Here is a 24,377-nt window from a genome sequence, read left to right as displayed (position 1 = left end):
GTCCCTGGGTCGGGGCGGGCCGCGTATCCGTCCCGGGTCGGGGCGGCCGCGCCCGATCGCCCCTGGGTCCGGGCGGGCCGCGCGTCCGTCCCACGTCCGGGCGGCCGCGCCCGATCGCCCCCGGGTCCGGGCGGGCCGCGCGTCCGTCCCCCGGGGGCCGGGCAGGCCGCGCGTCCGTCCCCCCGGTGGAAGGACGCGCAGGCCCGGTTCAGGGGAGGCGGCGGGCCAGGAGGGCGAAGGCGGCCCCGGCCGCCAGGGCGGCGACGGCGAGGAGGATGCCGGTCTCCACGAGCTGGAGGGGCCAGAAGTGGGAGGCCGGGTGGTAGTCGGCGTAGTAGCCGGTGATGCCGGTCCCGTTCGCGCACCCGGGGTCGCCCATGCACGCCGGGAACGGGACGCGGGCGCCGGTGGCGGTCAGGGCGCCGTCCTCGACGACCATGCCGTCGGAGCCGAGGAACCGGCCCGGGGCCGCCGTGACGGTCTGCGTCGGCCACAGGTGCGGGCGCAGGTCGTCGAGGACGTACACCAGGGACGCGGCGGCCAGGACCGCGACGCCGAGGGCGGCCAGCGTCCGGCGCAGCAGCAGGCCCGCCAGGACGCCGACGGCCAGGGCGGCGAGGGCCTGGGCGGTGGCGACGGTGCCGTTGGCCTGGAAGGCGCCGTTGTCGTGCCACTCGCGCCAGTCCATGGCGCCGAGCAGCGTGCTGTTCGACGACCACAGCACGCGGTGCAGCAGCGTCAGCGCGAGCGTGCCCACCGTGAGCAGCAGGGCCGGGACCGCGAGCTTGGCGGCCAGCCAGCGGGCCGGCGTGACCGACTGGGTCCAGGCCAGCTGGGCGGTGCCGTTCTCCAGTTCGCGCCCGATGAGCGCACTGCCCGCCCAGGCCCCGGTGAGCAGCGGGAGGATCCCGAGGACGCCGGTGCCGAACGTCACGGCCGTCTGGTACCGGACGTTCGCAGGACCAGGGTCGTCGCAGCCCAGGTTCGGGCTTGGCCGGTCGCAGCCCATGCCCGTGTACTCGGCCCAGGCGGCGTCCGCGCCCGGGAACGTCGCCCAGAGCAGCGTGCCGGCGGCCACCGTCACCAGCATCAGCCAGAACCACAGGGCCGAGCGGTGCAGCCGGAGCACGGCCAGGACCAGGCCGTGCGGTCGCGGGAACCGCTCGGCGGAGGTGGGGGTGTGGACGGTCACGGCGGTCATGCGGCGGCCCCCTGGGCGGTGTCGAGCAGGAGTTCCGGGGCGTCGGGGGAGCGCAGGTGGGCGAGGACGAGTTCCTCCAGCGACGGCCGGTCGGTCTGCCGTCCCGCGCCGAGCGGTCCCGCGGGCCGGACCAGGGCGGTCAGCTGGCGGCCGGTGGTGCGGGACTCGACCACGGTGTGCGGGTCGAGGCTGTCGCCGGCCCGGCCCGTGACCAGGGTGTGCGCGGCGAGCAGGTCGTCCAGCGGTCCGGAGAGCCGGACCCGGCCGGCGCCGAGCAGCAGCAGGTGGTCGCAGGAGCCCTCCAGCTCCGCGACGACGTGCGAGGACATGACGACCGTGGTGCCGCGGTCGGCGGCGTCGGCCATGAGCGTGGCCATCAGCTGGTGCCGGGCGAGCGGGTCGAGGTCGGCCATGGGCTCGTCCAGGAGCAGCAGCTCGGGGCGCTTGCCGAGGGCGAGGGCGAGGGCGACGCGGGTGCGCTGGCCGCCGGAGAGGGAGCGGATCTTGGCGTCCGGGTCGAGGTCGCCCTCCGCGACGATCCGCTCGGCGGCCCGGGCGTCCCAGCGGCGGGGGTTGAGGTCGCGGCCCAGGCGGAGCGTGCCGGTGACGGTGAGCTGGGGGTGCAGGGGCTTGTTCTGGGCGACGTAGGCGAGGTGCTCGCGGGCCGCCGCCGGGGTGCGGCCGAGCACGGTGATCGTGCCCTCGCTGGGCCTGAGCAGCCCGGCGGCCAACGTGAGCAGGGTGGACTTGCCGGCGCCGTTCGGTCCGACGACGGCGCACACGCGGCCCGCGGGGAGCCGGAAGGAGCAGCCGTCCAGGGCAGGCCTGCGGCGTCTGCCGAACCTCCTGCCCAGCGCCGCCGCCTCGATGGCGGTGTCGATCATGCCTGGTCCCCCTTGACGTGTGCGAAGTGTGTGTCGAGTACGGAAGTGAAGAGGGCGTCCACGTCGTCGCGCTCCAGCCCGGCCCCGCGGGCCCGGACCGCCCATGCCTCCAGCTCCGCGCGCAGCGGCGAGTCGGCGGGTGCGGTGCCCAGGGACCTGCGGACGAACGTGCCGAGTCCGCGGCGGGCTTCGACGAGGCCCTCGCGCTCCAGTTCCCGGTAGGCCTTGAGAACGGTGTTCGGGTTGATGGCGGTGGCCTCGACGACCTCGCGGGCCGTGGGCAGCTTGTCGCCCGGTTCGAGGAGCCCCAGGCGCAGGGCCTGTTTGGTCTGCTGGACGATCTGGACGTAGGTGGCCACACCGCTGCGCCGGTCGATGCGGTACTCGACCACTGCTTCCACCACCCTTTCACTAATTGAGTAGTGAAAGGGTGGTGGAAGGGGGTCGGAAAGTCAAGCGTGCTTTCGTGAACCGTTCGAGCCGGGCGGTCCGATGAGGAGACGTGAGCGAAACGAGAAGCGACGGGGAGCTGCTGCGGGCCGTCGCCGCGGACGCCGACCGGCGTGCCTTCGAGGAGCTGTACCGGCGGTACGCGCCGTGGCTCCGGGCCCGGCTGCGGGGCCGGTGCGCCGACGTGGGTGTCGTCGACGACGTCGTGCAGGAGACGTTCCTCGCGGTGTGGCGGGGCAAGGCCCGCTACCGGGAGGAGGGCGATGTGGCCGGGTGGCTGTGGCGCATCGGGTCACGGCGGCTGGTGGACGCGCTGCGCGGTGACGGAGCCCGCGGGCGGCTGCGGCAGGCGCTGGCGCGGCTGCGGCACCGGGACGAGGTGTCGGCGGAGGAGCGCGTGCTCGCGGGGGTGGAGCACGGGGACCTCGCCGGCGCGCTGGTCCGGCTGTCGCCGGAGCTGCGGGCGGTGCTGCAGGCGACCGTCATCGACGGCCTGACGACCCGGGAGGCCGCCGTGCTGCTGGGGATTCCGCCGGGGACGGTCAAGACGCGGGCGATGCGGGCCCGCAAGCAGCTGCGGGAGGCGTTGGCATGAGCTGGCACGTGCCTGAAGAGGATCTGCGCGCCTACGCGCGGGGTGAGCTGGCGGCACCGGCCCTGTGGTCCGCCGACGCGCACCTGGGCGCCTGCGCCGCGTGCCGGGGCGTGCTCGCCGAGGTGAGTGACCCGGTCGCGCTCGACGCGGGGTGGGAGCGGCTCGACGCCGAGCTCGACGCACCCCGGGTGGGGCTGCTGGAGTCGCTGCTGGTGCGGTTCGGGGTGGCCGGGCACACCGCGCGGCTGCTGGCGGCGGCGCCGGTGCTGCGGCGGTCGTGGCTCGGGGCCGTCGTCGTCGTGCTCCTGCTGAGCGTCGGGGCGGGGCATGTCGCGCACGGCGGGGGGTTCCCCACGCTGTTCCTCGCGCTCGCGCCGCTGCTGCCGCTGGCGGGGGTGGCGCTGTCGTACGGGCCCGCGCTGGATCCGACGTACGAGATGGCCGTCGTCGCGCCGATGCACGGGTTCCGGCTGCTGATGATCCGGACGGTGGCCGTGCTGGGCGTGGTGCTGGGCCTGAACGGCCTCGCGACGCTCGCGCTGCCCGCGTACGGGCTGCGCGCCCTGGCCTGGCTGCTGCCCGCACTCGCGCTCACCGCGACCGGGCTCGCGCTGACGCCCCGGCTGGGGCCGGTACTCGCGCCGTCGCTCGCCGGTGGGGCGTGGGTCGGGCTGCTGGTGCTGGCCCAAGCCCTGCGCGCCGGCCCCGACGTGCCGCTCGCGCCGTTCACCGTCGCCGGGCAGGGCGTGGCGGCGCTGGTCGCCGCGCTCGCCGCCGGGCTGCTCTTCCTCTTCCGTGACCGCTTCGACCTCTTCCAGGGACGTGCCGTATGACTCCGACCGTGTCCGCCTCCGGGCTCAGCCTCCGCTACGGCGGCACCCGGGCTCTCGACGACGTGTCGCTGCGGCTGACCGGCGGCGTCACCGGGCTGCTCGGGCCCAACGGCGCCGGCAAGACCACGCTGCTGCGGGTCCTGGCCACGGCCCTGCCCGCCGACCGGGGCGCCTTCACCGTGCTCGGGCACGACCCCGGCACCGCGCGCGGCAGGCAGGAGGTACGGCGCAGGCTGGGCTATCTGCCGCAGACACCGGGGTTCCACCCGGACTTCACCGCCTTCGAGTTCGTCGACTACGTGGCGATCCTCAAGGAGATGACCGACCGGGCCGCCCGGCACCGCGAGGTGCGGCGCGTGCTCGACGAGGTGGGGCTCGCCGACGTGCGGAGCAAGCACATCCGCAAGTTGTCCGGCGGCATGCGGCAGCGGGTCGCCCTGGCCGCCGCCCTGGTCGGTGACCCCGGCTTCCTGGTGCTGGACGAGCCCACCGTCGGGCTGGACCCCGAGCAGCGCATGCGGTTCCGGGAGCTGATCGCGGGGGCCGGGGAGGGACGCACGGTGCTGCTGTCGACCCACCAGACGGAGGACGTGGCGATGCTGTGCCACCGGGTGCTGGTCATGGCCGGGGGCCGGGTCCGGTTCGAGGGCACTCCGGCCGAGCTGACGGCCCGGGCCGCCGGGCGGGTGTGGAGCAGCACGGAGCGCGATCCGGGCGCCAAGGCCGGGTGGCGTACGGGGACCGGGTCCTTCCGCAACGTCGGGGATCCGCCGGACGGCGCCGAGCTGCTCGAACCCACCCTGGAGGACGGCTACCTGCTCACCCTCGACGGCGACGCCGTGGAGGTGGCGGCATGACCGCGGTGGTGGAGAAGCCGGTCGTGTCCGATGTGCGGCCCGGGTCCCCGGGAGCGGCCGTGGCGGCCCTGGCCCTGTTCGAGACGCGCCGGCTGCTGACGAGGCTGCCGGTGGTCATCGCCTTCGTCGTCTACATCGGCTGGACCGTGTGGCGCGGCGGGAAGGACTGGGACGGCTACCCGGCCCTCCAGGACGTCGACCGCGCCACCCAGAGCGCGCCGCTGCTGGTCGGCCTGGCGGTCCTGCTGTCCGTCAACCACGCCGCGCTGCGCTCACGGCGGCACGGGACGGAGCATCACCTCTCGGTGCTGGTCCTCCCGCCGTGGCGGCGTACGGTCGCCCACGCGCTGTCGGTCGTGGCCGTCGCCCTGCTCACCGCCGTGTGTGTGGCCGCGGAGTTCGGCCGGGAGGCGCTCAGGCCCGGGGCGATCGGGCACGGCTCGGTGGCCGAACTGCTCGTGGGGCCGCTGATCGTGCTGCTGTCCGGGCTGGTCGGACTGCTCATGGCCCAGCTGGTGAAGTCGCCGATCGCCGCCCCGCTGACGGTCGTGTTCTTCCTGCTCTCGCTCATGTTCTTCACGGGCGGCCCGAGCGACGGCGTGACCCGCTGGCTCATGCCGGTGGTCGTCGAGCCGACCACCGGCACACTGCCGTCCGACCTCATCGGCCGGCCCGCCGCCTGGCACGCGCTGTATCTGGCCGGGCTGGCACTGTGCGCGGGCCTGGTCGCGGTACTGGTCGCCGGTGGCCGCAAGCCGCCGGTGATGGCCGGGGTCGCCGGGGCGGTGGCCATGACGTTGGTGGGCGGGGTCGCCCAGTCCGGCGGCGACTCGCCCGAGTTGGTCAAGGCCCGAGAGCGGGCCACCGCGCACCCGGACCAGGTGCAGACCTGTGTCCGGCGGAACGGGGCGACGTACTGCGCGTTCCCCGAGTGGGGGCCGCGGGTCGCGGACTGGGCCGGGGTCGTGGACCGGGTGCGGTCCCTGGCCGGTGGCAGCGCCCATCAGCAGAAGATCGTCGTACGGCAACGGATCGAGGCCCGTTACGGGCTCTCCGGCGACAGCGCGCTGACGCCCCTGGAACGTCCGTACGAGGTGACCGTGGGCACCCGGTGGGGCGGGAACCGCGTCCCCGAGTTCTCGGCGGCCGTGGCCGGTGTGCTGGTCGCGGGGAGCGAGAAGGCGTCGACGTCGATGTGCGACGGCCGCATGGTGACTGTCATGTGGCTGGCCCTGGGCGGGGAGTCCGACCCGGTGGCGGCCCTGCGCCGCGTCCGCCTCGGCGACAGTGTGACGGGCTCGGCCTACGTGCTCCAGCCGACCGACGGGCTGTACATGACGGCCGCCCAGACGGAGGTGCTGCGCGAGCTGCTGGACCGGCCCCGCGGCGAGGTCACCGCCCGCGTGAAGTCCCACTGGGCCGAACTGACCGAGCCGAAGGTGACGGCGGCCCGGGCGGCGCGGCTGCTGGGCGTGCCCGCGCCCGAGGGGGACGACAAGTGCTCCGAGTGACACGGGAGTTGGTCCTCCCGGTCTGCCGGATTCTGCCCCTGGGCGTGGTCGGCACGGCCGGCGCGGCGGGACTGCTGCTCGCCGCGCTCTCCCGGATCACCGGGGAGACGGGCGAGCGCCTCTCGCTGCACCTGCTGCGCGCCGCCGTCCTGGCCTTCGCGCTGGGCCTGGTCTTCCTCCTGGACGACCCGGCCCGGCACACCACGGCCACCGTGCCGGTCCCGCGCCCGGTCCGCGTCGCGCTGCGGGTGGCCCTCGTCGTGCCCGCCACGGCGGCCTGGTGGACGGCAGCACTGCTGCTCGTGCCGCCGGACCGGCGGCCACCGGTCGCCGACATCACGCTGGAGGCCGGGGCGGCCTTCGCCCTGGCGGTGGCCGGTGCGGCGGTCGCGGTGCGCTGCAGCGAGGCCGCACGGCCCGGCCCGCCGGTCGCGGCCGGTCTGCTGACCTCGGCGGTACTGGCCGCGCTGTTCTGGCCCGGACGGTGGGCGCTGTTCGTACCGGTGCAGGACGACCGGTGGGCGGCGGCGCACGACCGGTGGGCGGTGGTGCTGGCCGGGGCGGTGCTCGTCGGGGCGCTGGGGTCGGTGGAGCCGTTGCGGCGACGGGCCGGCGGCCTGCGGCCGGCGGGAGACGTGCGGCGGGTGGGTGGCGAAGGCGCCTCCCGATCCCGGCCCCAGGGCTGAGAAGCCCCTGGTCAGGTCATCCGCCGTGGCGTCCCCCGCACGGCACGGCGGTGATCGTCCGACGTCAGCCATGCCTCCGCGTCCCGCCGGATCCGCGCCGTGTCGAGGCTCTCGTACTCAAGGATCACCGACCTGATTGTGCCTCGCCGACGGTACTGGTTCATGATCGCGACATGCTCCGGCAGGCGTACGAACTCCGCCAGGGCCCGCCGCCCGGTCCCCAACCACATGCCGACCGCTCCGTCGAGCTGCGGCCAGCGGTGTCACCGAGCCGTTCCCCGGCCGGGTCCCGGCACCAGCGGCCCCTCAGCACGGCGCCGGCGTCCAGGACGGGTCGCGGCCGAGCAGGGCGAGCAGCCTCTCGCCCGGCGGGGCGTCGTCGGGTACGGCGATCCGTCGGCGGAACGCGGCACCGGCCCCCCGGCCCTCGTCCGGCACCAGGGCGGCGACGCGCAGCGCGGCGGCTGTGAGTTCGGCGGCGGGCTCCCACGGGGCGCCGATCGTCACCGCGATGTCCCAGGCGTGCACCACGTAGTCGAGCAGGTGGAAGCCGATCGCGATCCGTCCGGGGACGGCGAAGCCCTCGCCCACCTCGGGCAGCGCGAACCGCCGCTCCAGCACATCGTCCTCCGCGAACACCGCGGTGACCTCGTCCGCCGACGCCTCGTACGCCGCGGCCGGGGCGTCACCGAGATCGCCGTCTCGCCACACGGCCCACGGCTCACCCGCGCCGCGGGCGGAGGCGGCGAACCCCTCGTTCTGGCTGACCAGATGGCGCAGGAGGCCGTACAGGGTCCAGTCCGCGCACGGCGTCGCCAGCCTCAAGTGGTCGGTCTTGACCCGGGAGACCGTCTCCCCGGTCAGTAACAGTGCCTGGTGATCCAGTCGTCGTATGTCCATGGCCGGAGCGTAATTTCACTCAGCGGTTCAGCCCCAGAGCCAATAACCTGCCAACTGATTGAGCCAATCGCCGGTCAGACAGTCAGCAGCAGCGGACGAGCCGAAGGAGCGGTGACCCGGGATGGACGTGCACATCAGGCTCGACGGGCGGCGCGACCTGTCAGGCCAGATCTACCGCCGGCTGCGCACCGCCATCCACGACGGACTGCTGCTCCCCGGCGACCCGCTGCCCCCGACCCGGGAGTTGGCCCGTCGCCTCGAGGTGGCCCGCAACACCGTCGGCGTCGCCTACGAACGGCTCGTCGCCGAGGGCTACGCGGACAGCAGGGTCGGCTCCGGGACCTACGTGCGTACGACGGGCCTGCCCACGCCCGGGGCGGCGACCGCCACCGGCACCACCACCTCGGGACTGCGCCCCCGCTCTGTGTGGGCGGGCCTGTCCCCCTGGGCGGGCCCGGAGTTCACGGGACCGACCACGGCGGCCCACGACTTCCGGGTCGGCCTGCCGGATGCCCGGCTCTTCCCGTACGACACCTGGCGTCCCCTGATCGCCCGGGAACTGCGCCTTTCGGCGGACGGGGCGGTCGGGTACGGCGATCCGGCCGGCCACGCCGGGCTGCGGGCCGCGCTCGCTCGGCACATCGGACTCTCCCGCGGCGTGCGGACCGGTCCGGACGACGTGCTGGTGACCACCGGCACGCAGCAGGCCCTGGACCTCATCGGGCGGGTGCTGCTCGAACCGGGCGACCGGGTGGCCGTGGAAGAGCCCGGCTACCCACCGGCCAGGCTGCCGTTCCTGGCGCAGGGCGCCGAGGTCACGGGCATACCGGTGGACGCCGAGGGCCTGCTGGTGGACGCCATCCCGCCGGACACCCGCGCCGTGTACGTCACCCCCGCCCACCAGTTCCCGCTCGGGATGCCGATGTCCCTGCGGCGCAGAGCGGCGCTGCTGCGGTGGGCGCGGCGGCACGGCACGGCAGTGATCGAGGACGACTACGACAGCGAATTCCGGTTCGGCGGGCGGCCGGTCGAGACACTGCACGGTCTGGACCGGGACGGACACGTCATCTACGTGGGGTCGTTCTCCAAAGTGATGCTGCCCTCCCTGCGCGTCGGCTTCCTGGTGGCGCCCGCCCCGCTGCGCACGGCACTGCGCACCGCCAAGTACACCGCCGACTGGCACACGGCGGTCCCCACCCAGGCGGCCCTCGCCCGCTTCGTCGACGACGGGTTGCTCGCCCGGCACATCCGCCGGATGCAGCACACGTACGCGACCAGACACCGAGCCGTCACCCGCACGCTGGCCGACCACTTCGCGGACGTGTCCGAGCTGCTGCCGTCCGCCGCGGGCCTGCACGTGACCGCGTTCACCCGAGGCCGCCTCGCCGACCCCGACGCCCTCGCGGACCGCGCCCGCCGGGCCCGGGCGTCCGGCGTGGCGGTCCACACCCTGGCGGAGATCGCCGCGAACCGTTCCGCACGCCCGGGCTTCGTCTTCGGCTACGGCGGGATCAGCGCCCCGGACGTCGAGCCGGGCCTACGCCGCGTACTCGGTCCATGAGTGGAAGGCTGTCTCCGTGGACCTCAAAGCCGTACGGGCCTTCGTGGCGATCGCCGACGCGGGGCAGTTCCAGAAAGCCGCCATCGATCTGTCGCTCACCCAGCAGGCGGTCTCCAAGCGGATCGCCGCGCTGGAGAAGGACCTGGGGGTGCGGCTGCTGGTGCGGACGCCGCGCGGCGCGGAGCTCACCATCGACGGGCAGGTGCTCCTGCCGCACGCCCGGGCCCTGCTGCAGGCGGAGGAGCGGGCGGTGGCGGCCGTGCGTCCCGGGGAGCGCGCGCTGCGGGTGGACGTCGTGGGGCGCCGGGTCGCCACGGCCGGGCTGGTACGGGACTTCCACCGGGCGCACCCGGAGATCGCCCTGGACGTCGTCACGCTCTTCGACGCGGACACGGCGGTGGCCGCCGTGCGGGACGGGGCCGTCGACGCGACGTTCCGTGCGGTCACCATGCCCGGGCGCCGGCTCCCCGACGGCATCGAGGCCGTCCCCGTCCTGGACGAGCCGATGCGCCTGTGCGTCGGCCCCCACCACGAGTTCGCCCGAGCCGCGTCGGTGACACCCGCGCAACTGGCCGGGCAGCGGATCTGGATGCCGGGCAACGCGCCCGGCACGGAGTGGTCGGCCTACTACGACGAACTCGCCGAGACCTTCGGCCCGGACATCGACACCATCGGCCCCAACTTCGGCATCGAGGCCCTCCTCGACACCATCGCCGGTTCCTCGACCCTGGCGACCTTCCTCAGCGAACGGACCCCTCTGGTCTGGCCGGCCGACCACGACCTGCGCCTCGTCCCCCTGCGCGACCCGGCCCCGGTCTACCCGCACTCCCTCCTCTGGCGCACGGACAATCCGCATCCCGGCCTGGCGGCCCTGCGCGACCACCTGCTGGCGACCCGGCCGCGGCTGACCGAGGGGGAGGTCTGGAAGCCGAGTTGGGCGAGGTGAGTCGAGAGTCGACGGTTACTTGGTGACGTACGTGAGAAACGACGCCCAGGGGCTTGCGCCGAACACGAGTATCGGGCCGTGCGGCTGCTTGCTGTCGCGGACGGGGATGATGCCGGGGTGGTTGTCGGCGACCTCCAGGCAGTTGTTGGCGCCCCCGTCGCTGTAGGACGACTTGCGCCAAGCAGCGGTGGTGAGATCGAGGGTGGGCTTCATGATCCGTGCTCCTCCAGTACGTCCCTGATGAACCTCAGTGAGTCCGACGGGGACAGCGCCAGATCCCTCAACTGATCGTAGGACAAACGGTGGTGCAGGACTTCCTCTGGATCGTCCATCAACAGGCCATAGCTGTGGCCTTCTGTATAGGCCACGGCACTCCCGTCCTCTTGCCAGAGAAGGGTCAAGGATCCCTTGCCCATGAGGTGGTGCACCCCTGCTGAGAAGGGCAGCACCTGGATGACGACGTTCGGCCACTGGGCGGCGGCCTCGATGTGCAGCAACTGGGCCTTCCAGGTGTCCGCGTTGGCGGAGGAGCGGCGCAAAGCCGACTCGTCGACGATGAAACGGGCACCGGGTGCCGGGTCCTTGCGGAGTAGGAGCTGGCGTCCCATGCGCGCGGCCACTTGTTCCTCGACTTCATCGCCGTTGCCAGCTGTTGCCTGAGGGCCAGACAACACCTCCCTGGCGAACTCCTCCGTCTGAAGCAGTCCTGGAACGTCCGGTGTGTACACGTGCAGAAGACGCGCTGTCGCCTCCAAGGCCATGTACCTCTTGTACTTGTCCTTGAAAGCGTCGTACCGAGCGATCCTCCAATGACGAACCAGCAGGTCACCGCACCCGTAGTAGGTGTCCAGGTCTTCCATGACAGCCAGCTTGGACAGCCGCTCGCCTGACTCCAAGCGGCTCAAGTAGCTCTTGTCGTACCCGGTCTCGTCGGCCAACTGCCCCAGCGTTTTTCCCGCGTGCTCCCGCAAGTACTTCAGCGTTCGCCCCAGGACAGCGCGTCCCGACTCCCCGTCCCCGTCAACCACTTCGCCCACGTCACCCCTCACCGTTGCCTGGAGCGCCAGGCAACACCTGGCCCCTTCCGCAGCGTACGCGCGACCAGTGACGATGAAGGCACGATCGGTAATCACCGCTCGCCAAACCCCCTCCTGCCCTGAGAAGGGACGCTTCCGTGCGCCTGCGCATCGCTGGACTCTGCGAGTCGGTCCTGCTCCTCGTCGTGCGGAGCCTGCTGCCCGCCCGAGGACGTCACCGAGCCACGGCCGCCCCACCGCCGCCGACACCCGCTGCCCGACCCCTCGCCAGGGAGGAGCCCTTGGTCATGGACACCCCCCTCGTACGGCCGTACCTCAACACCGTGGAGGTCTTCGCATGAGGCTGCTCCCCTGGACCGGCACCGAGGGCAAGCCCTGTTACCTCTCCACCGACGACCCGGACAGCCTCCTCTCGCGGCTCGCCGACGACGTCGAGGACGCTCAACTCGCCTCCGCCGAGCAGGTGCTCGCGGGCGCCAAGGCCGTACTCGGGGACTCCAAGGCCGGTGAACGCGCCGTGCGCTTCGCACTGACAAGGGCGGTGGAGTCCCTGGGAGACGTGCTGCGCGTCGCAGTCAGTCGCGGGGAGCGCCTCGACCTCAAGTCCCCTACCAAATAAGGCTCCTAACGCGGCAACCTTTCCACCCCCAGCGGCGACCCACCCCCGGATCATCCCCCCCGCACGGAACGGATTCGCCGCATGAGTGAGCTGCGCAGCAAGCCCCGGCACCGCAGAAGCCGCACGGCCCTGGCGGTCGGTGTGCCGCTGGCCCTGACCGCCGCCGGCACCCTCGCCTACGGCACCGACCTCGGCGTCCTCGGCTTCACCGGTCAGCAGGCCTCCGCCGCCGCCCCGTCCTGGGCCACCGACACCGCCGACGGGTTCGCCTCCGTCAACTCCCTCGGGCAGAACGGGACGTACGGCGGGCGCGGCGGCCAGATCGTCACCGTGAAGACGCAGGCCGAGCTGGAGAAGTACGCCACGGCCGCCGAGCCGTACGTCATCGTCGTCGCCGGCACGATCAACATGAACCCGGTCGGCAAAGAGATCAAAGTGCAGTCCGACAAGACCATCGTCGGGTCCGGGACCTCCGGGCACATCGTCGGCGGTGGGTTCTTCCTCGGCCAGGGCGTGCACAACGTGATCATCCGGAACCTGACCATCCGGGACTCGTACCAGGGTGTGTGGAACGACAAGGACCACGACTTCGACGCGATCCAGATGGACGGCGCGCATCACGTCTGGATCGACCACAACGATCTGCGGCACATGGCCGACGGGCTCATCGACGTCCGCAAGGACAGCACGAACGTCACCGTCTCCTGGAACAAGCTGAGCGACAACAACAAGACCTTCGGCATCGGCTGGACCGAGAACGTCAAGACGGACATCACGATCCACCACAACTGGATCCGCGAGACCGAGCAGCGCAACCCGTCCACGGACAACGCCGCCCACGCCCACCTCTACAACAACTTCCTGGAGGACGCCCCGGGCACCGACATCAAGTCGTCGTACGGCAACTACTCGCGCGGCGCGACGAAGATGGTCCTGGAGAACTCCCTCTTCCAGGGCGTCAAGAACCCCGTCATCAAGGACAGCGGCGCCGCCATCGTCCAGCGCGGGAACTCCTTCTCCGGCACCAGCGGACGCAACGAGAGCGGCGGGACCGCCTTCGACCCGAAGACCTACTACCCGTACTCCCTCGACAAGGCCGCCGACCTGCCGTCGATCCTCAAGTCCGGCGCCGGGCCCCGCGCTTCCGTCGGCAAGACCGCCGCCGCCTCCACCAAGGCCGCCCAGGCGACCACTCTCACCGTGGCCAAGGACGGCAGCGGGCAGTACACGTCCGTGCAGGCCGCCGTGAACGCCGTACCGGCGAACAACCCGTCGCGCGTCGTGATCGCCGTCAAGCCGGGAACGTACCGGGAGCTCGTCAAGGTGCCGTCCAACAAGCCGCACGTCACCATCCAGGGCACCGGCGGCAGCCGCAAGGACACGACGATCGTCTACAACAACGCCTCCGGGACGCCCAAGCCCGGCGGCGGCACCTACGGCACGGGCGGCAGCGCCACCGTCGCCGTCGAGGCCGACGACTTCCAGGCCCGCAACCTGACCATCTCCAACGACTTCGACGAGAAGGCCAACCAGCAGCTCAGCGGGCACCAGGCCGTCGCCCTGCGGACCGCCGCCGACAAGGTGTTCCTGGACGGGATCATCGTCAGCGGCGACCAGGACACGCTGCTGCTCGACACCGCCGCCAAGGACCGGCTGGGCCGGGTCTACGTCAGCAATTCCTACGTCATCGGCAACGTCGACTTCATCTTCGGGCGGGCCACGGCCGTCGTCGACAGGTCCGTCATCACGCTGAAGAAGCGCTGGGACGGCACCTCGGCCGGCTACGTCACCGCCCCGAGCACCGCCGCGAACCGCAAGGGCATCCTGATCGCCAACTCCACCGTGAACGGCGATGTGTCGAACGGCAGCTTCTACCTCGGCCGGCCCTGGCACGCGGGCGGTGACGCCTCGCTCGACCCCCAGACCACGGTCCGCAACACCAGCCTGAGTGCCGCGATCAAGTCCACGCCGTGGACCGACATGAGCGGCTTCTCGTGGAAGGACGACCGGTTCGCCGAGTACAAGAACACCGGCGCGGGGGCGGGGTCGGCGAGCTCCAACCGGCCGCACCTGACCGACGCGCAGGCCGCGAACCAGGAGGTCGCGGACTGGCTCGCGGGCTGGACGCCCTCGGCCTCCTGAAAGCTCCCTTCCGGGTCCGGCTGACGAGCGGCGCCGGACCCGGAAGGGCCACCATGCCTACTGGTTCCAGGCGTAGTGCAGCCGGTCCAGGCCGCTCTGGTTGTTCACCGTCAGGCTGAGGTTCGTGCCCGTGCCCTGGAGCGTGGTGAGGGAGTAGGTGTCACCGTTGCGCAGGCCGGGCCAGTAGACCGAGCCGAGGCCCAGTTCGCGGATGGTGTCGGTCGCGGCCTGGATGTACGCGACCTCGTTGGAGCCGTTGACCGGGCCGTTGTAGTCCAGGCCGGTCGTCATCGACGCGCCGAACTCGTCGAGGATCGTGCGCGAGGCGCAGTCGCCGATACGTGCCTTGAAGTCCTGCTTCCACTGGTCGACGCTGGTCCAGTCGGTGTGCCAGAAGCCGTAGTTGTGCAGCGCGATCCGGGTGCCCTTGAGGCGCGGGTCGGCGCAGACCGGCTTGACGTCCTCGCTGTACTTGTACCCGCCTATCAGCATCCGGTCGCGGGGCACGTTGCCGTGGGAGGCCACCCACTTCGCGGCGATGTCGGTCCACTCCTGGGCGGTGTAGCCGAACGGCTCGTTCATCGGCTCGAAGTACACCTTGGAGTTGCGGGCGTAGGCGGAGGTGATCCGCGCCCACATCTGGTTCCAGGACGCCTGGTTGTCGATCTTGCCGTCCTTGGCGTTGTCGGCCTCCCAGTAGCCCAGGATGACCTTGAAGCCCTTGGCGGTGGCGGCGTCGATCGCGCCCCGGTACGACTTCCAGAACGGGCCGTTCACGGAGGTGGGGTTGACCGGGAGGCGGACGGTGTTGGCGCCCAGCTTGGAGAATCCGCCGATGATCGCCTTGGACTTGGCGTAGGTGGTGGCGTAGCTGTCGGAGGTGGACAGGCCCGAGGGTACGACCGCGTCGTCGGCGTAGTTGTCGCGTGGGTCGGCCCAGTTGACGCCCTTGAAGTCGCTGACGGGCGGCGGGGCGGTGGGGGAGGCGGCTGCGGGAGAGGCGAGAGCTCCGCCGAAGGCCGTGGCGCAGGCGAGCAGCGCCCCCAGACCGGCTGTCCCCCTATGAGTCTTTAGTGACACGACGTCCCCTTCTGGGCAGTACTTTCGAGCGAACCTCGCGTACAGATCGGCGGCTCGTTGGCTCCCGCAAACTAGAAGAGGGCTCGAACAGAGGTCAACACATCTGCACACCAAATCTCATCAGGAACGCAGGTTGCTGATGTACCGGGCTACGAACCCACGTTCAGGTCCGAGCCCGACACCCGCACCCGGATGCCGTCCTCCTCCACCCGGACGTCGTCCAGCCGTACGTCCCCCTGCTCCGGCTTCGGCAGTTCGAACGCCAGCGCCAGCCGGTCGGCCAGGACCGGGCGGGTCAGGCCGGACAGCTCGTCGAGGAGGTTGGGGTCGAGGCCGATGCGGCGGAGCACCTGCGGGTTGTCCAGGGCCAGGTCGATGAGGTTGAGGCGCTCCGCCTGGCGGGCGAACTTCGGGGAGCCGGTCAGCTCGGTGAGCTTGCCGTCGTCGGCCAGGGCCTCGCGCACGGTCGCCTCGGGGACGCCCATCCGCTGCACGATGGCCGGGACCGAGAGCAGCGCCTTGGCCTTGCGGGTCTCCCGGGCGAGGTCGGCGGCCCCCTTGGGCGTCAGGTGCAGCCCCTCGGAGGCGCGGGTGCCGGGGCGGTAGGTGGCCAGGTTCCCGATGTCGAGCCGCATGCCGCCGATCTCCGTGGCGATGCCCCGCTCGCCCTGCCGCTGGATCCGGGCTTCGGCGCGCAGCCGCAGGTCGTGTCCGGCGACGGGCAGGGTGCCATCGGCGCGGACGCGGTCGCGGCCCTCGCCGGTGAACGTCACCTGGGAGGCGCCGAGTTCGCGGTTGAGGTCCTCGAAGGACAGCAGGACGTCCCCGTCGAACCGGGGGACGTGGGCGCCGCGCACGGACGTGAGGCCGTCGGCGTCCAGCCGGATGTCGTGCGCCGTGGCCGACACCTTCGCCAGGGAGACCCGGTCGGCGGCGACGTCCGGGACGGTCACCTTCACCGACTCCAGCTGCTTGTCGGCGAGTTGGGTGAGGAAGGGGAACCCGCCGATCTCCACCTCGGGTGCGGCCGCGAGGTCGAGCCGGTCCTTGAGCGTGTCGGCGGCCCGGTGCTCGGCGTACAGCACGGCCCAGCGGTCGCCGAGGGCGAGGAAGGCGGCGAGCACGACCAGGCCGACCACCGCCTTCACCGCGAGCGGCAACCCGGCGAAACGATTCCGCCGACGCCTGCCGCCACGCCGGTGGTCGGGCGGCGACCACTCCCGTTCCGCCTCGTCCCGCTGCTCGGCGTCCGCGCCGAGGAAGTCCTCCAGAGGGGTCTCCTCCAGCGGGCCGTCGTCGAGCGCGGCGAGTTCCTCGTAGGGGTTGCGAGGCTGGTCGGAGCGGTCGTGGGGATGCTCGGACCGGTCGTGGGGCAGGTGTTGCGTGTCCATGCGGTGGGGGGTGCGCATCGTCTCATCCGACCATGCGCACCGCCCCTGGCCGCAACTTGAATCCCCTGTATGCGATTTACTTCACGATCGCGATACGGTCCGCCTTCGGCGGGGACAGCGGGTTCGCGGCCGAGGAGTTGGCCGTGAGGTACTGCTCCAGCGCGGTCAGGTCGTCGGCGCCGACGACGTCGTTCGTGCCCTGGCCGAGCGTGGGGAAGCCGTCGCCTCCGCCCGCGAGGAAGCTGTTCGTCGCGACGCGGTAGGTGGCCGCCGGGTCGATGGCCTTGCCGTCCAGCCGAATCGAGTCGGTGACGACCCGGTCGGCGCCGGACTTGGTGAGGTCCAGCGTGTACGTGAGGCCGGACGACACCTGGAGGACCTTCGGCGCCGCCGCGTTCGGGCCGGTCACCTGCTCCTTGAGCACCTGGATGAGCTGGGCGCCCGTGAAGTCCTGCAGGTTCACGGTGTTGGCGAACGGCTGGACCGTGAAGCCCTCGGCGTAGGTCACGACACCGTCGCCCTCGCCGGCCTTGGCCGCGTAGGTCAGCGGTGCCCGGATGCCGCCGGGGTTCATCAGCGCCAGGTCCGTCTCCGGGTCGAGCTGCTTGCCGTGGGCGAACTGGGCGTCGGCGATGAGGTCGCCGAGCGGGGACTCGGTCCCGGTGTTGCCGATGTCGCCGGAGATGTAGCCGATCGGCTTGTTGCCGATGGGTGCGGCCAGCGTGTTCCACTTGCTGATCAGCTCGGTCATGTCGGGCGCCTTGGGGACGTCCCGGGTGACCACGCGGTTGGCGGACTTCACCGCCGTACGGGCGATGTCGCCGGTCTTGCGGTCGTAGGTCAGCGTGGTGTCGGTGTAGAGGCGGCCGAAGGACGCGGCCGAGGTGACCATGCGGGGCTTGCCCGCCGGGTCGGCGATGTTGCACACGTACGCGTTGTGGGTGTGGCCGGTGACCAGCGCGTCCACCTGCGGCGTGACGTTCTTGGCGATGTCGACGATCGGGCCGGATATGCCGTCGCCCGCGCCCGGGGCGTCGCAGTCGTAGTTGTACGACGTCGACGCCGGGAAGCCGCCCTCGTGGATGAGCGCGACGATCGACTTCACGCCCTGCCGCTGGAGCACCTTGGCGTACTTGTTGATCGTCTCGACCTCGTCCTTGAAGGACAGGCCCTTGACGCCCTCGGCGGAGACGATGTCCGGGGTGCCCTCCAGCGTCACGCCGATGAAGCCGACCTTGACGCCGTTCTTCTTCCACACCCAGTAGGGCTTGAGGATCGGCTTCTTCGTCTTCTCGTCGAGGACGTTGGCGGCCAGGTAGGGGAAGTCGGCGCCCGTGAACTTCTGGTCCGAGTAGCAGCCGTCCTTCGGGTGGCAGCCGCCGTTCTGGAGGCGGGCCAGTTCCTTGGCGCCCTCGTCGAACTCGTGGTTGCCGACGGAGGTGACGTCCAGGTCGAGCTTGTTCAGCGCCTCGATGGTCGGCTCGTCGTGGAAGAGGCCGGAGATGAGCGGGGAGGCACCGACCATGTCGCCGCCGGCCGCGGTGATGGAGTACTTCTCGCCCTTGCGGGCCTGGCGCAGATGGGTGGCGAGGTACTCGACACCGCCCGCGTCGATGGTCTTCGTCGTGCCGTCGTGCTGGTGTTCGGTGACCCGGCCGGAGGAGCCGGCGGGCGGCTCCAGGTTGCCGTGCAGGTCGTTGAAGGACAGCAACTGGACGTCCTGGTAGCGGCCCGGCCAGTGGCCGCCCCCGCCGTGGTTCTCTCCGGCCGACGCCGACCCGGGCACCGTCGCCGCGGCCAGTGCGCCGACGGTGGCGACACCGGCGGCGAGAGCGACGAGACGGTTCGTACGACGTCTGCGGCGCTCCTGGTGCGCCGGTGCCGGTGAAGTGGCTGGCATACGCCCCCCCTGTGGGTCTGCTGGGACAGTGATGTCGTCCGGCGCAGCCTAGAGTCAACGCGCGTAGCGCGACAGAGCTTTCGGGTCACATCCTGGTTGCTTCTTGCCGCCGATTTCCCGGCACTCCCCCGTACCCTCGTACGCATGACCAGCGACGACACCGCACGGCCCGGACGCACCCGCTCGATCGACACATATGCCGCGCTCTCCCCGGAGCAGACCGAGGCCGTCCTCGCCCTGCTCGCCGACGCCGCCGGCACCGACGGACAGCAGGCGGTCTCCGAACAGGGCCGGTTGCAGCTGCGCGGCGGGGAACGCGCGGGCATCGTCCATCTGCTGCTCACCGTCGACGGCGAACTCGTCGGGTACGCCCAGCTGGAGGACACCGACCCGGTGGAGCCGCCGGCCGCCGAGTTGGTCGTGCACCCGGGACACCGGGGTCAGGGGCACGGGCGGGCGCTGGGCTCCGCGCTGCTGGCCGCGTCCGGCAAGCGGCTGCGGGTCTGGGCGCACGGCGGCCACTCCGCCGCCCGGCACCTCGCGCAGGTCCTCGGCCTGACCCTGTTCCGCGAACTGCGCCAGATGCGGCGCCCGTTGACCGGTTTCGACGCGCCCGAGCCGGTCCTCCCCGAGGGCGTCACCGTCCGCACCTTCGTCCCCGGCCGGGACGACGCGGCCTGGCTCGCCGTCAACGCCGCCGCCTTCGCCCACCACCCCGAGCAGGGCTCCCTCACGCAGCGGGACCTCGACGACCGCAAGGCCGAGCCGTGGTTCGATCCGGCGGGGTTCTTCCTCGCCTTCCGCGGCGACGAACTCATCGGCTTCCACTGGACCAAGGTCCACGCCGAGGAGGGCCTGGGCGAGGTGTACGTCCTCGGGGTCGCCCCCGGCGCCCAGGGCGGCGGCCTCGGCAAGTCCCTGACGACGATCGGCCTGCGGCACCTGGCGGACCGGGGGCTGCCGACCGCGATGCTGTACGTCGACGCCGACAACACGGCGGCGGTGTCGGTGTACGAGCGGCTGGGGTTCGTCACGCACGAGGTGGATCTGATGTACCGGACGGAGACGTGACGGTGCCGGCCCCGGCCGGTGCCGGCCTCAGCCCACGGTGGCCCCGGCATCGGCCGCGACGCGTGCGACGGACTCCCTGACCGCATCCAGCGCCGCGGCTCGTTCCTGGTCGGTCATACGGGCCGGGCCGTACGTGATGACGGGCTCCAGGACCTGGTAGCCGACGAACTCCAGCATTCCGCGGTGGATGTGGAACAGGAAGTCGTCCATCGGGCCGAAGGCGCCACCGGGACGGAACGACTCGCCGGGCCCGCCGGTCGTGAACAGCAGCATCGCCCGCTTCCCGGCGAGCGCCGCGTCCCCGAAGAGTCCGTGGTCCCCGCCGAAGACTCCGCCCATCACGAAGACCCGGTCCACCCATCCCTTGAGGACGGCCGGCAGCGAGAACCACCACATCGGGAACGACAGCACGAGCAGATCAGCGGCGAGCAGCCGGTCGAGATGGGCCCTGACGGCCGCGTCGAGCGTCCCTTCCCGGACCGCCCGCAGCTGCTCGGCCTGCGGCTTGAACGGGCCCTCCACCGGGGCGAACTCCTCGCGGGCGAGCACCGGCGCCCAGCCGTCGGCGTAGAGGTCCAGGACGTCGACCCGGTACCCGGCCTCGCGCAGGGACTGGGCCGCGGCGGCCATCTGGGCGGTGCTGAACGACTGGGGCTCGGGGTGGGCGTGAACGATCAGGGCTGTGGGCGCAGCAGCGAAGGTCGACATGAGGAGATCATATCGACGTATCGCGATTCGTCAATCAGAGGGTGGTGCCGATCGCCCGCGCCAGCTGTGTCAGCCGCTCTTCGTCGCGGCGGTAGTGGGTCCACTTGCCCACCCGGGTGGGGCGCACGAGTCCCGCCCGTTCGAGCGTGCTCATGTAGCTGGAGACCGTCGACTGGGCGAGTCCCGCCTTCGCCTGGATGTGGGTGACGCACACGCCGACCGCCCGGCGGTCCGCGATCGGCTCGTACGCTCCGAAGTGCGCCTCGGGATCCTTCAGCCACTGCATGATCTGCAGACGGGCAGGGTTGCCGAGGGCCTTGAACACCTCGATCAGATCGCCCGCATCCAGTTCCGCCGTCGCGGCCATGTGCCACCCTCCTCGCCGTCAGTGCGACACACCACGATATATCGATATCGGGCTAGGCGTCGGCGAAGGTGAGGCTGTCCGGCGGTGGCACCGCCGCCCCCGGCAGTCGTACCGTCGCCACCGCGCCGCCCCCCTCCGCCGGGGACAGCGACACCTCGCCGCCCGCCTGCTGCACCGTGCGGGCCACGATCGACAGGCCGAGGCCCGAGCCGGGCAGCGCTCGCGCGCTCGGGGAGCGCCAGAAGCGGTCGAAGACGTGGGGGAGTTCGTCGGCGGGGATGCCCGGGCCGTGGTCGCGGACCGTCAGGGTGCCCTCGGACAGGCGTACCTCGATCGTGCCGCCCTCCGGGCTGAACTTCACCGCGTTGTCCAGGACGTTGACCACCGCCCGTTCCAGGGCGGAGGGCTCCGCCCGGACGTACCACGGCTCGACGTCCGCCGTGATCGTCAGTTCCGGGCCGCGCAGCCGCGCTCGCCGCAGCGCCGAGTCGACGATGTCGTGCCAGGCGATGATCTGCGTCCGGCCCGCGTGCTGGCCGGTGTCGGGCCGGGACAGCTCCTGCAGGTCGCCGATGAGCGCGGCCAGCTCCGTCATCTGCGCCTTCACCGACGCGAGGAGCGCCTTGCGGTCGGCCTCGGGGAGGGGGCGGCCCGTCTCCTCGCTGCGGGTGAGGAGCTCGATGTTGGTGCGCAGGGAGGTGAGCGGTGTGCGGAGTTCGTGACCGGCGTCGGCGATGAGCTGTTGCTGGAGGTCACGGGAGCTGGCCAGCGCGGAGGTCATCGAGTTGAACGAGTGAGAGAGCCGGGCCACCTCGTCCTCGCTGTCCTCGTCCACCGGGATGCGGATGCCCAGGTCCTCCGTGCGGGCCACGTGCTCGACGGCCTCGGTGAGTTTGTCGATCGGGCGCAGCCCGGCCCGGGCGACCGCCAGCCCGGCGGCTCCGGCGCCCAGGACCCCCACGCCCGAGACGAGCAGCAGGATCAGTGCGAGATCGTTGAGGGTGGACTGGGTGTTCTTCAGGGGCAGGGCGAGGATCAGCGCGGCGTTGGGCGCGTCGGGCTGCTCGGACGCCAGCCGCACGGTCATCACACGCAGGGCGTTGCCGTGCTCGTCGGTGCCGTTGCGGACGATGCCGCGTCCCACGGGGGAGTTCCTGATCACGTCCCGGTCGGCCCCGGTGACATTGACCAGGCCCACGGAGCTGGAGTGGACGCAGATGTCCCCGTCCGCCTTGACGACCTCGAAGTAGGAGCTGTTCCGGAAGCTGTTGCCGCCCGGCGGGGTCTGTGTGCAACTGTCCACCGCCTGCTGAATGGCGATGTTCTGGCCCGGCTTCTGCAGCATCTTCTCCAGGTCGCCGTCCACCTGGTCGTACAGCTTCCCCTGCACGATGAACCAGCACGTCACCGACACCGCCGCCACCGCGAACGCCACCGCCGCCGCGACCAGCAGCGCCAGCCGGGACCGGATCGGCAGCGAGCGGAACCGGCGTACGACCTTGTTCACTCCGCGCCGCCCTGCCGCAAGACGTAGCCCACACCCCGCACCGTGTGCACGAGGCGCGGCTCGCCGCCCGCCTCGGTCTTGCGGCGCAGGTACATCACATACACGTCGAGGGAGTTCGACGACGGTTCGAAGTCGAAGCCCCAGACCGCCTTGAGGATCTGCTCCCGGGTGAGGACCTGGCGCGGGTGCGCCATGAACATCTCCAGCAGCGTGAACTCCGTACGGGTCAGCTCCACCTGGCGGCCGCCCCGCGTGACCTCGCGCGTCGCGAGGTCCATGCGCAGGTCGGCGAAGGCGAGGACGTCCTCGTCGTCCGGCGAGCCCGCGCCGACGGCCGCCGCGTAGGAGCTGCGGCGCAGCAGCGCGCGGATGCGGGCGAAGAGTTCGTCCAGTTCGAAGGGCTTGACCAGGTAGTCGTCGGCGCCCGCGTCCAGGCCCGTGACCCGGTCGCCTACCGTGTCGCGGGCCGTGAGCATGAGGATCGGGGTCGTGTCGCCGGTGCCGCGGATGCGGCGCGCCGCCGTCAGACCGTCCATGCGGGGCATCTGGATGTCCAGGACGACCAGGTCGGGCCGGTACGCCGCCGCCTTCTCCAGCGCGTCAGCGCCGTCGACCGCGACCTCGGTCCCGTATCCCTCGAAGGCGAGGCTGCGCTGGAGTGCTTCGCGTACCGCCGGCTCGTCGTCGACGATCAGGATGCGCTGGAGGTCACGGTCGCCGTCTGCGGGGCTCATGGGTCGGGGTCCTCGGGTGTGGTGGGGCGGGACGGGGTGTCGCTGACGCTCTCAGCCTCGCATGTCGGCGGGCCGGGCCGGGAGCAGGATCAGCCCCGGATCAGCCCCGTACCGTGCGGCGTCGGGCGGCGGCGGCCCGGCGGGCGGCGGCCTTGCGCGCGGGCCGGGCCTTGGCCGTCGCCACCTCGGGGGCCCGCGTCGCCGACGCCGCCGGTGCGTGCAGTTCGTGCGCCACCGCCAGTGCCAGCGCGAACCCCGCCGGGTCGGTCCCCGGCACCGTGTGCGGAACCTGCTGGATCATCGCCGTACTCCTCGCATCGGGTGGAACTCAGTCCGTGGCGCCGGCCCGCAGCTTGGCGAGGTCGGCCTTGACGGTGTTGATCGGTATGGCGAAGCCCAGGCCGACACTGCCCGCGTCGGAGGACGAGGAGGCGCTGCCCGCCGGCGAGTACATCGCGGAGTTGATCCCGATGATGTTGCCGTTCATGTCGATCAGCGCGCCGCCGGAGTTCCCCGGGTTGAGGGACGCGTCGGTCTGGAGCGCCTTGTACGTCGTGGTGTCCGAGCCGGTGTCGCCGTTGAACTGCCGCCCGCCGAACTCGAACGGCCACCCGTCGCCCTGCGGGGACTGCTGCTGGCCCTGGTCCTCGTCGGTCGGGACCGTGACGTCACGGTCGAGAGCGGAGATGATGCCGCTGGTGACGGTGCCGGACAGACCCTCGGGGGAGCCGATCGCCACGACCTGGTCGCCGACCTGCAGGCCGGAGGAGTCGCCGAGCGTGGCCGCCTTCAGGCCGGAGGCGTTCTCCAGCTTGATCAACGCAAGGTCCTTCTTGCTGTCGGTGCCGACGACCTTGGCGGAGTACGACTTGCCGTCGCTGGTCGTCACCTTGATCTGCGAGGCACCGGCGACGACGTGGTTGTTGGTGACGATCTCGCCGTCGCTCGTGATGATCACGCCGGAGCCGGTGGCGGAACCGGCGTTGGAGTCGGCGCTGATCTCGACGATGCTGGGGCTGACCGCCTTGGCGACACCGGCGACCGTGCCCTTCTGGGCGGACGGCACCACGTTGGTGCTGGTGGAGCTGGAGGCGACGGTGTCGTTGCCCGTCAGCTCCTGTATGCCGTAGGCGGTGCCGCCGCCGATCGCCGCGGCGACGATCGCCACGGCGGCGAGCAGGGCGACCGGGCCACGCTTGCGCTTCTTCGGAGCGGATGCCGGGGCGTACGCCGGCGGGGGCGGCCACTCGGGGTTCACCGGGGCCTGCTGCTGACCCTCGTAAGGGTTCTCGTACTCGCCACTGCGGTGGAAGCTCTCGGTCATGTCTCAGAGCTTGGAGCCCGACCATGAGAGCTTCCTGAGTGCATGCTGAGAAGCCCGACAGAACCTCGTATGC

Annotated in this window: 27 protein-coding genes; 11 read left to right on the top strand and 16 right to left on the bottom strand. The window is 71.8% G+C overall.

What is annotated here, in order from left to right:
• Window positions 1-208: 208 nt before the first annotated feature.
• The 3 genes from ABZ192_RS31240 to ABZ192_RS31230 are packed head-to-tail and all read right to left on the bottom strand — an operon-like array spanning window position 209 to window position 2,477.
• On the bottom strand, window positions 209-1,201 hold the full coding sequence (locus ABZ192_RS31240) for an ABC transporter permease (protein ID WP_356927831.1): 993 nt from the start codon (window positions 1,199-1,201) through the stop codon (window positions 209-211).
• Complete coding sequence (locus tag ABZ192_RS31235; protein ID WP_356927830.1) at window positions 1,198-2,085, bottom strand: ABC transporter ATP-binding protein; 888 nt, start codon at window positions 2,083-2,085, stop codon at window positions 1,198-1,200. Before ABZ192_RS31235 ends, ABZ192_RS31240 begins: the two co-directional genes overlap by 4 nt.
• Window positions 2,082-2,477 (bottom strand): GntR family transcriptional regulator, encoded by a 396-nt coding sequence (locus tag ABZ192_RS31230; protein WP_356927860.1) that lies wholly within the window; start codon window positions 2,475-2,477, stop codon window positions 2,082-2,084. Before ABZ192_RS31230 ends, ABZ192_RS31235 begins: the two co-directional genes overlap by 4 nt.
• A gap of 110 nt (window positions 2,478-2,587) precedes the next feature.
• On the opposite strand from ABZ192_RS31230, the gene ABZ192_RS31225 reads away from it, so the two are divergent.
• The 5 genes from ABZ192_RS31225 to ABZ192_RS31205 are packed head-to-tail and all read left to right on the top strand — an operon-like array spanning window position 2,588 to window position 7,017.
• Window positions 2,588-3,130, top strand: a complete 543-nt coding sequence (locus ABZ192_RS31225) for an RNA polymerase sigma factor (RefSeq protein ID WP_274817377.1) — start codon at window positions 2,588-2,590, stop codon at window positions 3,128-3,130.
• Window positions 3,127-3,963 (top strand): zf-HC2 domain-containing protein, encoded by an 837-nt coding sequence (locus ABZ192_RS31220; RefSeq protein WP_356927829.1) that lies wholly within the window; start codon window positions 3,127-3,129, stop codon window positions 3,961-3,963. Before ABZ192_RS31225 ends, ABZ192_RS31220 begins: the two co-directional genes overlap by 4 nt.
• Window positions 3,960-4,820, top strand: coding sequence for an ABC transporter ATP-binding protein (locus ABZ192_RS31215; RefSeq protein ID WP_356927828.1), 861 nt, complete (start codon window positions 3,960-3,962; stop codon window positions 4,818-4,820). The genes ABZ192_RS31220 and ABZ192_RS31215 overlap by 4 nt, the downstream gene beginning before the upstream one ends.
• Window positions 4,817-6,331 (top strand): ABC transporter permease, encoded by a 1,515-nt coding sequence (locus ABZ192_RS31210; protein WP_356927827.1) that lies wholly within the window; start codon window positions 4,817-4,819, stop codon window positions 6,329-6,331. The genes ABZ192_RS31215 and ABZ192_RS31210 overlap by 4 nt, the downstream gene beginning before the upstream one ends.
• Entirely contained in the window at window positions 6,319-7,017 is a 699-nt protein-coding gene (locus ABZ192_RS31205) for an ABC transporter (protein ID WP_356927826.1), read from the top strand. The genes ABZ192_RS31210 and ABZ192_RS31205 overlap by 13 nt, the downstream gene beginning before the upstream one ends.
• Window positions 7,018-7,028: 11 nt before the next feature.
• Here the strand turns inward: ABZ192_RS31205 and ABZ192_RS31200 are convergent, their stop codons facing one another.
• Together ABZ192_RS31200 and ABZ192_RS31195 are read right to left on the bottom strand one after the other, a co-directional pair.
• Entirely contained in the window at window positions 7,029-7,247 is a 219-nt protein-coding gene (locus tag ABZ192_RS31200; protein ID WP_356927825.1) for a hypothetical protein, read from the bottom strand.
• A gap of 76 nt (window positions 7,248-7,323) precedes the next feature.
• Window positions 7,324-7,917 carry a TIGR03086 family metal-binding protein gene (locus tag ABZ192_RS31195; protein ID WP_356927824.1) on the bottom strand — a complete coding sequence of 198 codons (594 nt, stop codon included), beginning with the start codon at window positions 7,915-7,917 and terminating at the stop codon, window positions 7,324-7,326.
• Window positions 7,918-8,038: 121 nt separating this feature from the next.
• On the opposite strand from ABZ192_RS31195, the gene ABZ192_RS31190 reads away from it, so the two are divergent.
• Together ABZ192_RS31190 and ABZ192_RS31185 are read left to right on the top strand one after the other, a co-directional pair.
• Window positions 8,039-9,478: a PLP-dependent aminotransferase family protein gene (locus ABZ192_RS31190; protein WP_356927823.1), complete on the top strand. Its 1,440-nt coding sequence runs from the start codon at window positions 8,039-8,041 to the stop codon at window positions 9,476-9,478.
• 16 nt (window positions 9,479-9,494) lie between these two features.
• The gene (locus ABZ192_RS31185) at window positions 9,495-10,424 is read left to right on the top strand and encodes a LysR family transcriptional regulator (protein ID WP_356927822.1); all 930 of its coding nucleotides are present in this window, start codon (window positions 9,495-9,497) and stop codon (window positions 10,422-10,424) included.
• A 15-nt stretch (window positions 10,425-10,439) separates the two neighbouring features.
• Here ABZ192_RS31185 and ABZ192_RS31180 read toward each other — a convergent pair whose 3' ends face one another.
• Entirely contained in the window at window positions 10,440-10,637 is a 198-nt protein-coding gene (locus tag ABZ192_RS31180; protein ID WP_356927821.1) for a DUF397 domain-containing protein, read from the bottom strand.
• Window positions 10,634-11,461 carry a helix-turn-helix transcriptional regulator gene (locus tag ABZ192_RS31175; RefSeq protein ID WP_356927859.1) on the bottom strand — a complete coding sequence of 276 codons (828 nt, stop codon included), beginning with the start codon at window positions 11,459-11,461 and terminating at the stop codon, window positions 10,634-10,636. Before ABZ192_RS31175 ends, ABZ192_RS31180 begins: the two co-directional genes overlap by 4 nt.
• A gap of 137 nt (window positions 11,462-11,598) precedes the next feature.
• Between ABZ192_RS31175 and ABZ192_RS31170 the strand changes: the two genes are divergently transcribed.
• The 3 genes from ABZ192_RS31170 to ABZ192_RS31160 all read left to right on the top strand — a co-directional run bounded on the left by ABZ192_RS31170 (window position 11,599) and on the right by ABZ192_RS31160 (window position 14,222).
• A complete protein-coding gene (locus ABZ192_RS31170; RefSeq protein WP_356927820.1) occupies window positions 11,599-11,802 on the top strand; it encodes a hypothetical protein in 204 nt (67 codons plus the stop codon).
• Window positions 11,799-12,080, top strand: coding sequence for a hypothetical protein (locus ABZ192_RS31165; protein ID WP_356927819.1), 282 nt, complete (start codon window positions 11,799-11,801; stop codon window positions 12,078-12,080). The genes ABZ192_RS31170 and ABZ192_RS31165 overlap by 4 nt, the downstream gene beginning before the upstream one ends.
• Before the next feature lie 81 nt (window positions 12,081-12,161).
• Complete coding sequence (locus ABZ192_RS31160; RefSeq protein ID WP_356927818.1) at window positions 12,162-14,222, top strand: pectinesterase family protein; 2,061 nt, start codon at window positions 12,162-12,164, stop codon at window positions 14,220-14,222.
• Between the two features lie 57 nt (window positions 14,223-14,279).
• On the opposite strand, the gene ABZ192_RS31155 is transcribed toward ABZ192_RS31160, so the two are convergent.
• The 3 genes from ABZ192_RS31155 to ABZ192_RS31145 all read right to left on the bottom strand — a co-directional run bounded on the left by ABZ192_RS31155 (window position 14,280) and on the right by ABZ192_RS31145 (window position 18,593).
• A complete protein-coding gene (locus tag ABZ192_RS31155; protein WP_356927817.1) occupies window positions 14,280-15,302 on the bottom strand; it encodes a cellulase family glycosylhydrolase in 1,023 nt (340 codons plus the stop codon).
• Between the two features lie 149 nt (window positions 15,303-15,451).
• Complete coding sequence (locus ABZ192_RS31150) at window positions 15,452-16,711, bottom strand: DUF2993 domain-containing protein (protein ID WP_356927816.1); 1,260 nt, start codon at window positions 16,709-16,711, stop codon at window positions 15,452-15,454.
• A gap of 58 nt (window positions 16,712-16,769) precedes the next feature.
• Complete coding sequence (locus ABZ192_RS31145) at window positions 16,770-18,593, bottom strand: bifunctional metallophosphatase/5'-nucleotidase (RefSeq protein ID WP_356927815.1); 1,824 nt, start codon at window positions 18,591-18,593, stop codon at window positions 16,770-16,772.
• Between the two features lie 144 nt (window positions 18,594-18,737).
• On the opposite strand from ABZ192_RS31145, the gene mshD reads away from it, so the two are divergent.
• Window positions 18,738-19,664 carry a mycothiol synthase gene (gene mshD, locus ABZ192_RS31140; RefSeq protein WP_356927814.1) on the top strand — a complete coding sequence of 309 codons (927 nt, stop codon included), beginning with the start codon at window positions 18,738-18,740 and terminating at the stop codon, window positions 19,662-19,664.
• A gap of 27 nt (window positions 19,665-19,691) precedes the next feature.
• On the opposite strand, the gene ABZ192_RS31135 is transcribed toward mshD, so the two are convergent.
• The 6 genes from ABZ192_RS31135 to ABZ192_RS31110 all read right to left on the bottom strand — a co-directional run bounded on the left by ABZ192_RS31135 (window position 19,692) and on the right by ABZ192_RS31110 (window position 24,304).
• Complete coding sequence (locus ABZ192_RS31135) at window positions 19,692-20,372, bottom strand: NAD(P)H-dependent oxidoreductase (protein WP_356927813.1); 681 nt, start codon at window positions 20,370-20,372, stop codon at window positions 19,692-19,694.
• 34 nt (window positions 20,373-20,406) lie between these two features.
• On the bottom strand, window positions 20,407-20,739 hold the full coding sequence (locus ABZ192_RS31130; RefSeq protein WP_356927812.1) for a metalloregulator ArsR/SmtB family transcription factor: 333 nt from the start codon (window positions 20,737-20,739) through the stop codon (window positions 20,407-20,409).
• Window positions 20,740-20,791: 52 nt separating this feature from the next.
• Window positions 20,792-22,246, bottom strand: coding sequence for a HAMP domain-containing sensor histidine kinase (locus ABZ192_RS31125; RefSeq protein WP_356927811.1), 1,455 nt, complete (start codon window positions 22,244-22,246; stop codon window positions 20,792-20,794).
• Window positions 22,243-22,980, bottom strand: a complete 738-nt coding sequence (locus ABZ192_RS31120) for a response regulator transcription factor (RefSeq protein ID WP_356927810.1) — start codon at window positions 22,978-22,980, stop codon at window positions 22,243-22,245. The genes ABZ192_RS31125 and ABZ192_RS31120 overlap by 4 nt, the downstream gene beginning before the upstream one ends.
• A gap of 100 nt (window positions 22,981-23,080) precedes the next feature.
• Window positions 23,081-23,281: a hypothetical protein gene (locus ABZ192_RS31115; protein WP_356927809.1), complete on the bottom strand. Its 201-nt coding sequence runs from the start codon at window positions 23,279-23,281 to the stop codon at window positions 23,081-23,083.
• A gap of 27 nt (window positions 23,282-23,308) precedes the next feature.
• On the bottom strand, window positions 23,309-24,304 hold the full coding sequence (locus ABZ192_RS31110; RefSeq protein WP_356927808.1) for a trypsin-like peptidase domain-containing protein: 996 nt from the start codon (window positions 24,302-24,304) through the stop codon (window positions 23,309-23,311).
• Window positions 24,305-24,377: the final 73 nt, after the last annotated feature.

This window comes from Streptomyces sp. NPDC006235 (genome assembly GCF_040613735.1).
Lineage (GTDB): Bacteria > Actinomycetota > Actinomycetes > Streptomycetales > Streptomycetaceae > Streptomyces.
The sequence above is the reverse complement of the archived record's forward strand: the minus strand, read 5'-3'. Positions and strand labels throughout refer to the sequence as shown.

Coding starts and splice junctions, on each gene's coding strand:
- ABZ192_RS31240 (WP_356927831.1), bottom strand. CDS start 1,201: ATGACCGCCGTGACCGTCCACACCCCCACCTCCGCCGAGCGGTTCCCG.
- ABZ192_RS31235 (WP_356927830.1), bottom strand. CDS start 2,085: ATGATCGACACCGCCATCGAGGCGGCGGCGCTGGGCAGGAGGTTCGGC.
- ABZ192_RS31220 (WP_356927829.1), top strand. CDS start 3,127: ATGAGCTGGCACGTGCCTGAAGAGGATCTGCGCGCCTACGCGCGGGGT.
- ABZ192_RS31215 (WP_356927828.1), top strand. CDS start 3,960: ATGACTCCGACCGTGTCCGCCTCCGGGCTCAGCCTCCGCTACGGCGGC.
- ABZ192_RS31210 (WP_356927827.1), top strand. CDS start 4,817: ATGACCGCGGTGGTGGAGAAGCCGGTCGTGTCCGATGTGCGGCCCGGG.
- ABZ192_RS31200 (WP_356927825.1), bottom strand. CDS start 7,247: ATGTGGTTGGGGACCGGGCGGCGGGCCCTGGCGGAGTTCGTACGCCTG.
- ABZ192_RS31195 (WP_356927824.1), bottom strand. CDS start 7,917: ATGGACATACGACGACTGGATCACCAGGCACTGTTACTGACCGGGGAG.
- ABZ192_RS31190 (WP_356927823.1), top strand. CDS start 8,039: ATGGACGTGCACATCAGGCTCGACGGGCGGCGCGACCTGTCAGGCCAG.
- ABZ192_RS31180 (WP_356927821.1), bottom strand. CDS start 10,637: ATGAAGCCCACCCTCGATCTCACCACCGCTGCTTGGCGCAAGTCGTCC.
- ABZ192_RS31165 (WP_356927819.1), top strand. CDS start 11,799: ATGAGGCTGCTCCCCTGGACCGGCACCGAGGGCAAGCCCTGTTACCTC.
- ABZ192_RS31160 (WP_356927818.1), top strand. CDS start 12,162: ATGAGTGAGCTGCGCAGCAAGCCCCGGCACCGCAGAAGCCGCACGGCC.
- ABZ192_RS31150 (WP_356927816.1), bottom strand. CDS start 16,711: ATGCGCACCCCCCACCGCATGGACACGCAACACCTGCCCCACGACCGG.
- ABZ192_RS31145 (WP_356927815.1), bottom strand. CDS start 18,593: ATGCCAGCCACTTCACCGGCACCGGCGCACCAGGAGCGCCGCAGACGT.
- mshD (WP_356927814.1), top strand. CDS start 18,738: ATGACCAGCGACGACACCGCACGGCCCGGACGCACCCGCTCGATCGAC.
- ABZ192_RS31135 (WP_356927813.1), bottom strand. CDS start 20,372: ATGTCGACCTTCGCTGCTGCGCCCACAGCCCTGATCGTTCACGCCCAC.
- ABZ192_RS31130 (WP_356927812.1), bottom strand. CDS start 20,739: ATGGCCGCGACGGCGGAACTGGATGCGGGCGATCTGATCGAGGTGTTC.
- ABZ192_RS31120 (WP_356927810.1), bottom strand. CDS start 22,980: ATGAGCCCCGCAGACGGCGACCGTGACCTCCAGCGCATCCTGATCGTC.
- ABZ192_RS31115 (WP_356927809.1), bottom strand. CDS start 23,281: ATGATCCAGCAGGTTCCGCACACGGTGCCGGGGACCGACCCGGCGGGG.
- ABZ192_RS31110 (WP_356927808.1), bottom strand. CDS start 24,304: ATGACCGAGAGCTTCCACCGCAGTGGCGAGTACGAGAACCCTTACGAG.